The organism is Streptomyces mutabilis (assembly GCF_014649815.1).
GTDB classification, from domain to species: Bacteria; Actinomycetota; Actinomycetes; order Streptomycetales; family Streptomycetaceae; genus Streptomyces; species Streptomyces mutabilis.
In genome coordinates this window covers 286,777-299,969 of the sequence record NZ_BMTT01000004.1, presented here as the reverse complement: position 1 = coordinate 299,969, position 13,193 = coordinate 286,777, and the positions used below count along the sequence as shown (strand labels likewise).

Below are 13,193 nucleotides of genomic sequence, written 5' to 3'. Positions count from 1 at the left end.
GACGGGAGCGGGACACGTCAGGGCCGTCGGTATGGCCGAGCCCTCGGCGGCGTCCGCAGCGGCGCGGGTCCCGGCGCAGCCCGGTGCCGAGGACGTGGACCGGGAACGGCGGGATCCGGGTCGGGACCGGGGCGGCGACCCGAGCCGGGACGGAACCGGGGGCCGTGCCCGCGGTACCGGGGAGCCGGTCGGGGCCGCCCGCGGTGAGCACATCCACAGTGAACCCCCCGCGCCCCGCCCGCGCGTCCTCGTCCAGCGCTCTTCCGTGCGCGGACAGATCCTCGACGCCCTGCGTTCCGCGCTGTTGTCCGGCGAGCTGCGACCCGGCGAGGTCTACTCGGCGCCCGCGCTCGGGGAGCGGTTCGGCGTCTCGGCCACGCCCGTGCGCGAGGCCATGCAGCAGCTGGCCGTGGAGGGCGCCGTCGAGGTCGTCCCCAACCGCGGCTTCCGCGTCGTCCGGCGAGGCGACCGGGAACGGGCCGAGCTCTCCGAGGTCCGGGCACTGCTGGAAGCCCCGGTCTGGCTCCGCCTGGCCCGTACGGTGCCCGCCGAGCGGTGGGCACGGCTGCGCCCCCTCGCCGAGGCCACCGTCCGGGCCGCGTCGTCCGGCTGCCCGGCGAGCTACGCCGAGGCCGACCGCGCCTTCCACCGCGCGGTGCTCGCGCTGGCCGGCAACGAACAGCTCGTCGGGATCGCCGGCGACCTGCACCGCCGCGCCCAGTGGCCGCCGGCCGGCACCCCCGCGGCACGGGGACGGGCCGACCTGATCGCCGACGCGCACGAACACACGGCACTGCTGGACGCGCTGATCGCCGGCGACCAGGACGTGGTGCGGGCCCTGGTGGAGGAGCACTTCGGCGCGGCGCCCTGAGCGCTCCCTTCAGGGCCGGCTACGAGACCTCCTGCCGTTCCGTGCGGCTCGCCGGCACCGCCTTCTCCGTGGCCCGCCCCTCGCGGCGGGACCGCCGGGACCCGTTGCCTCGGTCGTACATCTCGATGGCCAGCGGAGAGGCGGTGAACACCGAGGAGTACGTCCCGACCCCCACACCGATCAGCAGCGCGAGGGCAAAGTCGGTCAGCGAGTCCTCGGCCAGGAGGGCCAGCGAGGCGAGGATGAGCACCGCGCCCGTACCCGTGTTGACCGTCCGGGGCAGGGTCTGCAGGATCGCCCGGTTGGTCAGCCGGGCGAACGGTGTCCTGCGGTCCTTGCCGCCGAGCAACTCCCGGATGCGGTCGAAGAGGACGACCGAGTCGTTGACCGAGTAGCCGATCACGGTCAGCAGCGCGGCCAGGAACACCCCGTCGATCGGCTTGTCCAGCCACGCGAAGACACCGACCAGGATCACCACGTCGTGGGCGAGCGCCCCGACCGCCGCGGTGCCGAACAGCAACCGGAACCGGAAGGCGAGGTACAGCAACTGCGCGCCGAGGGCCAGCCCCAGGGCGAGCAGGGCGTCCCGCCGCAGTTCCTCGCCCAGACTGGGGCCGATCAGCTCGTCGCGGACCTTCTCCGTCTCGCCGCCCAGCGCGCCGACGGCCCCCGTGACGGTCTCCGCCTCGGCGTCGGTCAGCTCTTCGGTGCGCACCGTGAGGTCGCCGTCGCCGGAGGACTGGACCACGGCACGGGGGAAGCCCGCGTCGGCTAGGGCGTCCCGGGCCCGGTCGGCGTCGACCTGGGTGGCCGTGGAGTACTCGATCAGCCGTCCGCCGGTGAACTCGATGCCGAAGTCGAGGCCGCGGACCAGGATGCCGGAGCCGGCCACCACCAGGACGACCGCGGACACGGCCAGCCAGCGGCGCGGTCGGCGCATCAGGAACGGGTCGCGGCGCAGCAGCGCGTCGCGGACCGGGCCCGTGGTCGAGATGCCGGTGATGTGCGGGCGGCGGAAGACCGACGGGCGGCTCGCGGCGAACTCGGCCAGCACCCGGGTGATCACCAGGGCGCTGATCATGGAGGCGAGCACACCGATGCCCAGGGTGACGCCGAAGCCCTTCACCGGGCCGGAGGCCAGGAAGAACAGCAGGGCGGCGGCGATCAGCGTGGTGATGTTTGAGTCGGCGATCGCGCTGAAGGCGCTGCGGAAGCCGGCGGTCAGCGACGAGCGCGTGCTCGGGCGGGTCCGGGCGGCCTGTTCCTCGCGGGCGCGTTCGAAGACGAGGACGTTGGCGTCCACCGCCATGCCGATGGCCAGGACGAAGCCGGCCAGGCCCGGCAGGGTCAGGGTGGCGCCGACCGCGGCCAGTGCGGCGTACGAGATCAGGCCGTAGCAGAGCAGGGCCACGGTCGCGAGGGCGCCCATGAGGCGGTAGACGACGACGATGAACAGCGCGGTGAGCGCGGTGCCGACGACGGCGGCCCAGGCACCGGCCGAGATCGCCTCGTCGCCGAGGGTCGCGCCGATGGTGCGCTGTTCGATGGTCTCGACCGGTACGGGAAGGGCGCCGCCCTTGACGAGCAGCGCCAGCTCGCGGGCCTCGGCGTCGTCGAAGGAGCCGGTGATCTGGGTGGAGCCGCCGGCGATACCCGCCCCGCAGGACACCGACGGGTCGACCTGCGGCGAGGAAATGATCTTTTCGTCGAGCACGATGGCGACCCGGCGCTGTGGGTCGCCGGCCGGGTGACAGGCGGCCTCGCCGGTCACCTTCGCCCAGCGGTCGCCGCCCGCGTCCTCGAAGTCGACGGTGACGTGCCAGCCGGCCCCGCCCTGCTGGTCGAAGCGGGCGTCGGCGCCCTTGACGTCCTCACCGGTCAGCGTGGGGGTTTTCAGCCGCAGGGGTTGGCCGTCCTCGTCCGGCAGAACCCGTTCGCCGTCCTCATCGGACGAGGTCCCGGCGCCCTTCTCGGTGGTCTCGGCCGCACCGAGTACCGAGTGCACGGTGAGCTGCGCGGTGCGGCCCAGCACGTCGGCCGCCTGCTTCGGGTCCTGCACGCCGGGCAGCTCGACGACGACGCGGTTGTCGCCGGAGCGGACGATGGACGGTTCGGCGACGCCGAGTGCGTCGATACGGCCGCGCAGCACCTCCACGGTGCGGTCGGTGGCCTCGCGGTCGGCCTTGGTGGTCTTGGTGGACTTGGTCTGCAGCACGATCTGGGTGCCGCCGCGCAGGTCGAGTCCGAGGCGGATCGGCATGGTCAAGGCGATGGCCACGGCCCCGGCCAGTACGAGGAGGGCGAGGAGCGCACGCCCCCTCAGGGAGTGGGCGCGGGAGCGGGGACGGGAACGTTTCACACGGGCCTCCGGCAGGCATGCCACGGCGGCGGCCCAGCGCGGCCGCGGCGGAAGAAGGAAAGGACGGGGTGTCTCAGGTGCCGGAGGAGGCGGGAGGCGCCCGTCCGCGGTCGTGGCTCGTGCGGCCGGGGGAGGCGGGCACGGAACCGGGCGCCGCCGTGGCCCGCCGGTGAGCGGCGGGGGCGACGCCCGTCAGGCGCGTGGCCGTGGCGAGGCGGTCCGGGGGCGCCGGACGCTCACCGAGGTGGTCGTGCCGGGCCCTGACCTGGGTGGCGCAGGTGGTGGCACAGCCGTCGTCGGCGCGGAAACCGGTGTCCGGTCGCGGAACGGTCGTCGCCGCTGGGACCGTTGCCGGCAGAGCGAGGCCCGCACCGGCCGCGGGACCGGCCGGGACGAGGGTCAGCAGGACGGCCAGCAGCGCGGTGAGCGTCGCGGCGAGCCGGTGACTCGGCGGGGTGCGGGGTGCGGGGGCGGTGCGCAGGGCTGGGGTGGCGCGGGGTGGGGCGGCGATCGGCGGGGCGGGGGTGGTGCCTGGTGCGGGGGCGGTGCGAGGTGTGGGGCGCATGCACCGTCCCTTTCGTGTGGGTGGCGGGTGGGCGGAGCGGGGCCCGGGCCGGGGTGTGGGCGGCCGGAGCCCCGGGCGGTCCGGGGTGGGTCAGGGCTCGATGAGCCCGGCGCGGATGGCGTAACGGGTGAGTTCCAGGCGGTCGCGCAGGCCGAGCTTCTGCAAGAGGTTCGCCCGGTGCCGCTGGACGGTCTTGATACTGATGAAGAGGATCTCCGCGATCTCCTTCGAGGAGTGGCCCTCGGCGACCAGCTTGAGGACCTCCTCCTCCCGGGGCGTGAGGATGTGGTCGGCGTTCTCCTCGCCGTGCCGGACCCGGTCGAGGTAGTTGCGGATCAGGGCGGTCACCGCACCCGGGTACAGGAAGGGCTCGTCGCGCACCGCGGCCCGGCAGGCGGCGACCAGATCGCGGTCGGCGACGGACTTGAGGACGTATCCGCAGGCCCCCGACTTCAGCGCCTGGAAGAGGTACTGCTCGTTGTCGTGCATCGTCAGCATCAGGATGCGCAGCCCCGGTTTCAGCGCGGCCAGCTCACGGGCCGCCTGCAGACCGGTCAGGCGGGGCATCGCGATGTCCAGGACCGCCAGGTCCACGGCGTGTGCCCGTGCCATGTCGATGGCCTCCGCGCCGTCCCCGGCCTCGGCGACGACCTCCAGGTCCGGCTCCCGGTCGAGGATGAGCCGTACCCCGCGCCGCACCAGCGCGTGGTCGTCGGCCAGCAGGATGCGGATCCTCGCCGGGGCGGACGAGGGCGCCGCGGAGGGGGCGGACGGGGCCGTCCCGGGCAGGGACGGGTCGGGCAGGGACGGGTCGGGCAGGGACGGGTCGGACATGGTCAGGGCTGCTTCCTGGGGACGGGTGCGGTGAGCCGGATGCGGGTGCCGGCGCCGGTTGCCGAGGTGATGTCGAGGGTGGCTCCGATGAGCAGGGCCCGTTCCCGCATGCCGCGGATGCCGGCGCCCTCGCAGACCGCCTCGGCGGTGCCGCGGCCGTCGTCGGCGATGGTGAGGGCCACCGCGCCGTCGGCCCGGCCGACGCTCACCTCCACGCGTCCGGCGTCCGCGTGGCGGGCGGCGTTGGTCAGGCTCTCCTGCGCCACACGGTAGATGACCAGCTCGGTCTCCTGGTCCAGCGTGGGCAAATCGGAGTCGAAGCGGCGGACGACCCGCAGCCCGGTGTGGGTGGCGAAGTCGTGCGTGAGCGAGGACAGCGCGCTGATCAGCCCGAGGTCGTCCAGGACGCCTGGCCGCAGCCGGCGCACCAGACGGCGGACCTCGTCCAGGCTCTCCCGGGTGATCTCCTGCGCCTGCTGGAGCTCCGCGCGCATCGGCTCGTCGGCGTCGTCCGCGGCGCGGCCGAGCACCAGCAGGATCGCGGTCATGCTCTGCCCGACCTCGTCGTGCAACTCCTGGGCGATACGCCGGCGCTCCGCCTCCTGGGCGAGCAGCACACGGGCGCTGCTCGTGGCCCGCTCGTGCTCCAGCCGGTCGAGCATGGCGTTGAAGGTGCGGATCAGCTCGGGCACGTCACCGCCGCCGGACACCGGGAGCCGCTGGCCGGGGCGCAACAGGTCGACGGTGGTCATCATCTTCGTGAGCCGGTCCAGGGGCGCCAGGCCCCAGTGCAGCAGGGCGCCGTTGGCCACCAGCATCACGCCCATGCCGCCCACCAGGATGACGGCCTCGGTCAGCAGCACCGGAACGGAGACGGTAACCGGAGCCCAGAGCAGCAGTGCCGTGGCGAAGCCCAGCACCACCGAGTTGAGCCCGAAGATCCGCCAGAACAGGGACACCGGGAGGTACGCCTCCTTCTGCGACGCGTCGACTGGTACGCCTTCACTGTCGGTCATCGCGCACCGGCGGGAGCCGCGGTCCCCGGGGCCCGTCCGGCGAAGCGGGCCCCGGTCGCGACCGAGCAAGCGACCAGCGTGCCTCGCCGGGAGCCGTCGGGTCGATGGGTTCCGACCCCCATTTCCGGGTGGTCGCGCACCCGTTCCGGGACGTCGGTGCCCCGCCGAGTGGATCCTCGGCCCCCGGACAAATGGGGCCTGCGCCCGATGGGTTTCCCCGGTCGCCTTGGCCATGGTTGAGGCTGGCCGGGCCCGTTCGGCCCGGCGCTCGCCGTACCCGCTAAACCCTGCGAGAAAAGGACGCACCGTGTCGCTCGACGCCTCCCGCATCGAACCCCGCCCCGAGCGGCTGACCGCTCACGAGGCACGCCAGCGCCTCGAACACGCCCGCAACACCCGTATGACCCAGCTCCAGGCCCTCAGCGAGGGCGGCCAGGCGGACGACCAGCTGGTGTCCGCGCAGCAGGCCGCCATCGAGCGGGTGCTCAAGGAGATCGACGAGGCCTTCGCCCGTATCGACGCCGGCATCTACGGCGCCTGCATGGGCTGCGGCAAGCCCGTGCCGGGGGAGCGGCTGGAGATCCTCCCGTACACGCGGTACTGCGTCGCCTGCCAGCGTCGCGCCGCCGCCTGACCGTCGTCCGTCCCAGTCTTCCTGTCCCGCCCTGCCCAAGGAATGACGTGGTGAACAAGCAGATCATCGGTGACCGCGACACACGCCTGTCGCCCGCGGACCTCGCCGCGCTCGAGGAGAGCCTCCATGAGCAGCGGAGGTTCCGCGAGGAGCAGTTGCGGCAGATCGCGGCCGTCCCGTCCCGCGCCGGCGAGCCGAGTCGGCCGGGCGCCGCGCAGACCGAGGTCCGGGTCGAACTCGCGGTCTCCGCGCGCATGGTCCTCGCCGACGTCGAGGCGGCCCTCGCCCGCCTGGCGGACGGCCGCTACGGCCGCTGCCACCTGTGCCGGCGTCCCGTCGACCGCGAGCGCCTGATGATCGTGCCGCAGGCCCGCTACTGCGCTCGCTGCCAGCAGGTGCGGGAGGCGGGACGATGACCGTGGTCCGCCGGTCCCGTACCGCTCGTGCCCCGCACCGGCCCTGGCCGATGTGCCGGCACTGCACCGGAGTCGCCCTCGACATGGGCAGTGCCCGTACCCGTGCCTGGGTCGCCGGGCGGGGGATGATCCTCGACGTGCCGACCGTGACCTTTCCGGGCGCCGGCGCGGTGTATCCCATCCAGCGCGGCTCCATCGTCGACACTCCGGGCACGGCCCGGATGCTCGACCGGCTGCTGGGCCACCGGCTGCCCCGCTTCACCCGTCCCCTGGTGGTGGTCACCGCCCCGGTGCTGGACGGGTACGCCTTCCGCAACGAGGCCCGTACGGCCGTGGAGGTGCTGCGCCCGCGCAGTGTGCCGACCGTGCCCAGCGCGCGGGCCGTGGCCCTTGCGGCGGGCGCGGACCTGGCCCGGCCGCTGCTCGTGATCGACATCGGCGCGCACCTCACCGAGGTGGTACTCCTGGTGGACGGCGCCGTCTTCGACGCGCGCCGCACCGCGCTGGGCACCGGTGACCTCGGCGAGGCCACGCCGGCCGGGGGGATCGGGGAGGCGGTGGCCGACATGACGACCTCGATGCTGCGCCAAAACCGTACGTCCCTCACCGTCGACGCCCTGGGCAGGGGAGCGCTGCTGGCCGGCGGGGGCGCCCTGCGCCCCGAGATCACCTGCGACCTCGCCCGCATACTGCACGTCCCCCTGCGCGCCGTGCCGGCTCCGCACACCGCCGCCGTGCGCGGCGCCGCCGAGCTCCTCGGGGCGGCGCACTCCCACCCGTCCACCGCGGGCACGGACCCACCGGACGAACTCCCGCACTGACGGCCCGGCGGACGCCGGGACGCCGGTGCCGTCGGCCGGGGACCTGCCCGACGCCGCGTGCCCTAGTCCGACGCTCCTCGCGGGCCTGCGGGCCTGCGGGCCTGCGGGGGATCGGCACGCGGGAGCGGTGCGGCGACCGGGCTCCGCCGCCACCTCGACGGCGACGTACTCGGCGGCGACGTACCGCGGGCCCGGACGAGTGCCGGTGCGTGCCCGGCTCTCCACCGTCGGACCCACGACCGCGAACCCGCCCAGCCACCCGGCGGGCGCCGGCCACACTCCCGGGACCGGCGCTCGCCGGGTCGTCCACCGCCCGAGCCGTACGCCGCCTCGCTCCGTACGCCCGCCCCGACACTTCCCGCGCCCGGACCACGCCCCCGAACCGCCCCCCCACCCGCCGCCGTCATCGCCACCCCGCACCGACGGCCCCGATCCGGCTGCCTTCGAGCCAGGAAGGAGCACCACCGTGGCCGGTGAGACACCTCGAGCCCAGCCACCGCCCCCCGATCCCGCCCGCGGAGGGGACCCGCACCTCCTGCTGTGGCGGTGGCGACGCAACCCCCTGCGGCGCCGTACCGACCGCGTGCAGGCGTGGATCGCCCTCGGGCTGGTGCTCGCGGTGCTGTCGGCGGCGCCGGCGGCGATGTACGCCGTCGGCGACACCGTCCACCGTCACTACCGGAGCACCGCCGCGCACGAGGCCCGGACCCGGGACCACCGTCCCGCGGTCCTCGTCCATGACGCCCCGCGCCACCCTGAGCCCGGCTCGGACGAGGGGAGGAAGACCCGGTATCCGGTCGAGGTCCGCTTCACCGGCCCCGACGGGACGGCCAGGACCGGAAAGACGGACGTCGAGCCGGGGCTCCCCGCGGACAGCACCGTCCTCGTCTGGGTCGACGCGACCGGAGAGATCACCGGGCCGCCGCTCACCGCCGACCAGATCCGCAGCCGGACGATGGGCTGGGCCATCCTCGCCTACCTGGGCGTCGTCCTGACCGGCCTCGCGGTCCACGGCGTCACCGGGCTGGTCCTGCACCGCCGCAACCTGGCCGGATGGGACGCCGCCTGGGCCGACACCGCCCCGCGCTGGAGCAGGGCCCCGTGACGGCCGTCGGGCAGCTCGCCGCGCCGCCCGCCGCCGGCACCGCGCCGCCCTGCGCACGGGATCGGCCGTCACGGCGGCCGGGTGCAACGACGGTCAGCGTGACGGCATCGGGTGCCACGGCGACCGGCCCGCACGCCGGTCAGCCGTCACGGCAGTCAGGCCGTCGCCGCGCCCGCCTCGGGCGGCGCCAGATGCCGGGCCAGCCACGTCGGCACACCACCGAGCAGCTTGAACAGCCGTCGGGCCTCCTCCCGCAGGCGCGACGCCTCCGGTTCGGACTCCGCGTCGGCGAGCGACACCAGTGCCGGCGCCGTGCCGACGAGGTAGCCCAGCTCCTCGCGGATCCGCAGCGACTCGCCGAAGCCGTGCCGCGCCTCGGCCAACTCCCCTTCCCGCAGGGCCAGTCCGGCCAGATGCCGCCAGGTGAAGGACTGCAGGAGCGGATCCGCGTGCGCGGTGGCGCCGGCGTGGGCCCGTCGGTACGCCGCGCGGGCGGCCTGCGGCGACCGGGTCAGGTTCTCCGCGAGCAGCCCGCGCCGGAAGTCCAGCAGCGCCCGGCCCGCGGCCCCCGGCGGGACGAGTGCCGCCGCACGGCCCAGTGCGGCCCGCGCCTCGTCGGCGCGGTCCCGCACCCCGTGCACGGTGGCGGCGTACGCGAGCTGACCGCGTTCGCAGGCGGCGGCGCCGCGCTCCTCGTCGCTGTGGGCCAGCGCCTCGGCGGTGCGCAGCGCGTCCTCGGCGTCCGCCCAGCCCTGCTCGGTGTACAGGCACCGCTCCACCAGCAGCGCGGTCCGCTGCAGCGCGGCCGCCGCGGTGACCGGCTCCAGCAGGGCCGCCGCATCCGCCCAGCAGGCGCGCGAACGCAACCGCCACACGGCGGTCTGGAGCGGATCGTCACCCTCGGTCGTTCCCCAACCAGAACCAGCCATGGCGGAATGCGCCACGTCGCCCTCCCCTAGCACGCCATCGAGCTCTCGAGTGGTGGCGGCATCTCAGCACGGATACGGCGGCCGGGCCAAGGGGATGGGTGAAACTTTTCACAAAGTCGTGGGACTTCCCGTCGCCGAGGTTCGGCGCCGGGCAGGGCGTCCGCGCGATCCGCGCCTCAGCTCATCCGCAGTGCCAGGAAGAAATCCAGCTTGTCCTCCAGGCGCGACAGGTCACGCCCCGTCAACTGCTCGATCCGTCCGACGCGGTAGCGCAGCGTGTTGACGTGCAGGTGGAGCCGGGTGGCGCAGCGTGTCCAGGAGCCGTCGCTGTCGAGGAAGGCCTCCAGGGTCGGGATCAGCTCGGCCCGGTGGCGGCGGTCGTAGTCCCGCAGCGGGTCCAGCAGCCGGGCGGTGAAGGCCCGGCGCACGTCGTCGGGGACGAAGGGGAGAAGCAGGACGTGCGAGGCCAGCTCCTGATGACCCGCGGCGCAGACCCGGCCGGGGCGCGCCGCCGCGACCCGCCGGGCGTGCCGGGCCTCCTCCAGGGCGCCGCGCAGCCCCTCCGCCGAGTGCACGGCCGCGCTGACGCCGAGCGTGACCCGCCCGTCGCCGTCCAGCCCGGCCGACAGCGGTTCCCGTACGGACTCCAGCAGCGCGTCCGCGAGGATGCCGGTCTCCGAGCCGTCGTGCTCGGTGGAGACCGCCGGCAGCGGCACCAGGGCCACGGCCTCCTCGCCGGTGTGCGCCACCGCGATGCGGTCGGAGTGCTCGGGGCCGGTGGCGAGCGGGTCGACGAGGATCTCCTCCAGCAGCGTCTGGGCGACCGGCCCGGTCTCCGCCTCGTCGTCCTCCCACTCGACGCGGGCCACGACCACCTGCCAGTGCGGAGCGGCGCCGAGGCCCGGCAGCAGCACCGGCGCCGCCACCCGCAGCCGGGCCGCGATCTCGGCCGGCGCCGCGCCCGTCTGCACCAGTTCCACAACCTCCTGCGCGAGCCGCCGCCGCACCGTGCGCGCAGCGTCCCGCCGGTCCCGCTCGACGGCGATCAACTGCGTGACGCCGTACAGCAGGTCGAGCCGCTCCTCGGCCCAGTCCCCGGCGTCCGCCTCCACCACCAGCAGCCACTCCGACAGCACCGTCTCCCGCACGTCGCGGCCGGTACCGGCCGCGCTCCGCGGCGCACGTCCGGTGCCGCGCACCGGGAAGAGGCTGTACGTCGTCCCGCCCAGCGGCACCCGGTGCGGCGCGCGCCGGCCCGTGCGGGTGGCGGCGAGATGTTCCGCCGCCAGCTTCGCGCACACCTCGGTGGGAAGGGCGGGACCGGCGTCCTTCGGTCCGGCGACCGGCCGCCCGGTCGGCGACAGCACCCAGGCCCGCAGGTCCAGGTCGGAGCCGAGCAGGTCGAGGACCACGTCGGGGCCGCCGCCCGCCGGGCCCGAGGTCATCATCCGGCGGTGCCGGTCCACCACGGCCGCAAGGTCCCCGGCCCGCTCGCCCGAGACCTGCCGGACCACGTGCTCGGTGATGGTCGCGAAGGCCACCGACTCGTGCACCGCGAACAGCGGCAGCCGGTGCCGCGCGCACGCCACCACCAGATCCTCGGGCACGTCCCCCAGCTCCGCCTCACCGGCGGCGAGCGCGGCCACACCGGCCTGCACGAGGATGCGCACGAACGGGTCTGAGTCCGCGGCGTCCCGGCGCCAGGCCAGACCGGACAGGACCAGTTCGCCGCCCGAGAGGTAGCGGCTGGGGTCCCGCAGGTCGGTGGTCATCACACCCCGCACGGAGCGGTCCAGCTCGCCCTCGCCGCCGAGCAGCTTGAGGCCCAGCGCGTCGGTGTCCAGCAGTGCGCGCAGCCGCATTCTCGTCGCCGCCGTTCTTTGTCTCGAAGTGTTCCAGGTCACGCGGCCGTGTCGCCCGATTTCCGGAGGGACCAGTGGAAAACAAGGAGGTTTCCGAGAGCCTCCTTTCATACGAATCTACAAGATGACCGCCCTGGCCAGCCAACTCCTTCATGGTTTCTGCGACTGACTCCGGTGGAGCAGCGGGCGGTGTACTGAGCGCACTCCACGTGCACAGCACTCGAACGAGCCGGACCCGTGGAGTGCGTGTTGGCTCGATCCGTACGACCCACCGGACGACGAGAGGAGAGCCGGTCATGGACTTTCTCCGCCCCGCCGGCTGGGAGGAGGCGCTCGCCGCGAAGGCCGAGCACCCCACCGCTGTGCCGATCGCGGGTGGCACCGACGTGATGGTGGAGATCAACTCCGACCGCCGCCGACCCGAGTACCTGATGGACCTGAACCGCGTCGGCGACCTCCTCGAGTGGGAGGTCGGGGAGGACTCCGTACGGCTCGGCGCCTCCGTGCCCTACACCAGGATCATGGAGAACCTGCGCGCCGAGCTGCCGGGTCTCGCCCTCGCCTCGCACACGGTCGCCTCCCCGCAGATCCGTAACCGCGGCGGCGTGGGCGGGAACCTCGGCACCGCCTCCCCGGCCGGCGACGCCCATCCGGTGCTGCTCGCCGCCGGGGCGGAGGTGGAGGTCGAGTCGGTGCGCGGCAAGCGGCTGATCCCGATCGACGCGTTCTACACGGGCGTGAAGCGCAACGCCCTGGAGCCCGACGAGCTGATCCGCGCCGTGCGCGTCAAGAAGGCGGACGGCCCCCAGCAGTTCTCCAAGGTCGGCACCCGCAACGCCATGGTCATCGCCGTGTGCGCCTTCGGCCTCGCCCTGCACCCCGGGTCCCGCACGGTCCGTACCGGCATCGGCTCGGCGGCGCCCACCCCGATCCGGGCCACGGCCGCCGAGGAGTTCCTGAACGCGGCGCTCGACGAGGGCGGCTTCTGGGACAACGGCAAGATCATCACCCCGGCCGTCGCCAAGCAGTTCGCCGTGCTGTGCTCCGCCGCCTGCGACCCGATCGACGACGTCCGGGGCACCGCGGGCTACCGCCGCCACGCGGTCGGCGTCCTGGCCCGCCGGACGCTCACCTGGACCTGGGAGTCGTACCGCGGCGCCCGCCACACCACGGAGGGAGCGGCGTGATGCGCGTCAACTTCACCGTCAACGGACGCCCGCAGGAAGCCGACGACGTGTGGGAGGGCGAGTCGCTGCTGTACGTGCTGCGGGAGCGGCTCGGGCTGCCCGGTTCGAAGAACGCCTGCGAGCAAGGCGAGTGCGGCTCCTGCACGGTCCGTCTGGACGGCGTCCCGGTGTGTGCCTGCCTGGTCGCCGCCGGCCAGGTCCAGGGGCGCGAGGTAGTCACCGTCGAGGGCCTCGCGGACTTCGCCAGGGAGCGCGCCGAGGGCCGCGCGACCGGCGCCCGCGAAACCGGCGGCGGGGGCACCCCGCTCGACCGGGCCGGGCGGTGGCAGGCCACCGGCCACGACTCACAGGCCGGCGAGGGCACCGGACTGTCCCCCGTCCAGCAGGCGTTCATCGAGGCCGGCGCCGTTCAGTGCGGTTTCTGCACGCCGGGTCTGCTGGTCGCCGCCGACGAGATGCTGGAGCGCGCCCCGAACCCGTCCGACGCGGACATCCGCGAGGCGCTCTCGGGCAACCTGTGCCGCTGCACGGGCTACGAGAAGATCTTGGACGCGGTCCGCCTGGCGGCCGCCCGCCGGTCCGAGGGGGTCTGAG

At 74.5% G+C, this 13,193-nt stretch carries 13 protein-coding genes; 7 read left to right on the top strand and 6 right to left on the bottom strand.

The features are described from left to right. Window positions 1–31: 31 nt before the first annotated feature. A complete protein-coding gene (locus tag IE142_RS12145; protein WP_191885736.1) occupies window positions 32–871 on the top strand; it encodes a GntR family transcriptional regulator in 840 nt (279 codons plus the stop codon). Between the two features lie 19 nt (window positions 872–890). On the opposite strand, the gene secD is transcribed toward IE142_RS12145, so the two are convergent. From secD to IE142_RS12125, 4 genes are all read right to left on the bottom strand, one after another. Beyond that, window positions 891–3,230: a protein translocase subunit SecD gene (gene secD, locus IE142_RS12140; protein ID WP_191885735.1), complete on the bottom strand. Its 2,340-nt coding sequence runs from the start codon at window positions 3,228–3,230 to the stop codon at window positions 891–893. A gap of 73 nt (window positions 3,231–3,303) precedes the next feature. Then, window positions 3,304–3,795 carry a hypothetical protein gene (locus tag IE142_RS12135; RefSeq protein WP_191885734.1) on the bottom strand — a complete coding sequence of 164 codons (492 nt, stop codon included), beginning with the start codon at window positions 3,793–3,795 and terminating at the stop codon, window positions 3,304–3,306. Between the two features lie 90 nt (window positions 3,796–3,885). Continuing rightward, entirely contained in the window at window positions 3,886–4,629 is a 744-nt protein-coding gene (locus IE142_RS12130; RefSeq protein ID WP_229830387.1) for a response regulator, read from the bottom strand. Between the two features lie 2 nt (window positions 4,630–4,631). Beyond that, complete coding sequence (locus IE142_RS12125; RefSeq protein ID WP_191885871.1) at window positions 4,632–5,588, bottom strand: HAMP domain-containing sensor histidine kinase; 957 nt, start codon at window positions 5,586–5,588, stop codon at window positions 4,632–4,634. Window positions 5,589–5,952: 364 nt separating this feature from the next. On the opposite strand from IE142_RS12125, the gene IE142_RS12120 reads away from it, so the two are divergent. From IE142_RS12120 to IE142_RS12105, 4 genes are all read left to right on the top strand, one after another. Continuing rightward, window positions 5,953–6,279 carry a TraR/DksA family transcriptional regulator gene (locus IE142_RS12120; RefSeq protein ID WP_191885733.1) on the top strand — a complete coding sequence of 109 codons (327 nt, stop codon included), beginning with the start codon at window positions 5,953–5,955 and terminating at the stop codon, window positions 6,277–6,279. Window positions 6,280–6,326: 47 nt separating this feature from the next. Continuing rightward, on the top strand, window positions 6,327–6,695 hold the full coding sequence (locus IE142_RS12115; protein WP_191885732.1) for a TraR/DksA family transcriptional regulator: 369 nt from the start codon (window positions 6,327–6,329) through the stop codon (window positions 6,693–6,695). Beyond that, window positions 6,692–7,516 carry a rod shape-determining protein gene (locus IE142_RS12110; protein ID WP_191885731.1) on the top strand — a complete coding sequence of 275 codons (825 nt, stop codon included), beginning with the start codon at window positions 6,692–6,694 and terminating at the stop codon, window positions 7,514–7,516. The genes IE142_RS12115 and IE142_RS12110 overlap by 4 nt, the downstream gene beginning before the upstream one ends. A gap of 466 nt (window positions 7,517–7,982) precedes the next feature. Beyond that, the gene (locus tag IE142_RS12105) at window positions 7,983–8,621 is read left to right on the top strand and encodes an Rv1733c family protein (protein ID WP_191885730.1); all 639 of its coding nucleotides are present in this window, start codon (window positions 7,983–7,985) and stop codon (window positions 8,619–8,621) included. Between the two features lie 155 nt (window positions 8,622–8,776). On the opposite strand, the gene IE142_RS12100 is transcribed toward IE142_RS12105, so the two are convergent. After that, window positions 8,777–9,550, bottom strand: a complete 774-nt coding sequence (locus IE142_RS12100; RefSeq protein WP_229830383.1) for a hypothetical protein — start codon at window positions 9,548–9,550, stop codon at window positions 8,777–8,779. Between the two features lie 176 nt (window positions 9,551–9,726). Beyond that, on the bottom strand, window positions 9,727–11,412 hold the full coding sequence (locus IE142_RS12095; protein WP_191885728.1) for a PucR family transcriptional regulator: 1,686 nt from the start codon (window positions 11,410–11,412) through the stop codon (window positions 9,727–9,729). A gap of 296 nt (window positions 11,413–11,708) precedes the next feature. Here IE142_RS12095 and IE142_RS12090 point away from each other — a divergent pair, with 296 nt between their 5' ends. Both IE142_RS12090 and IE142_RS12085 read left to right on the top strand, forming a co-directional pair. Continuing rightward, entirely contained in the window at window positions 11,709–12,599 is an 891-nt protein-coding gene (locus tag IE142_RS12090; RefSeq protein ID WP_191885727.1) for an FAD binding domain-containing protein, read from the top strand. After that, window positions 12,599–13,192 (top strand): (2Fe-2S)-binding protein, encoded by a 594-nt coding sequence (locus tag IE142_RS12085; protein WP_191885726.1) that lies wholly within the window; start codon window positions 12,599–12,601, stop codon window positions 13,190–13,192. Before IE142_RS12090 ends, IE142_RS12085 begins: the two co-directional genes overlap by 1 nt. Window position 13,193 lies beyond the last annotated feature (1 nt).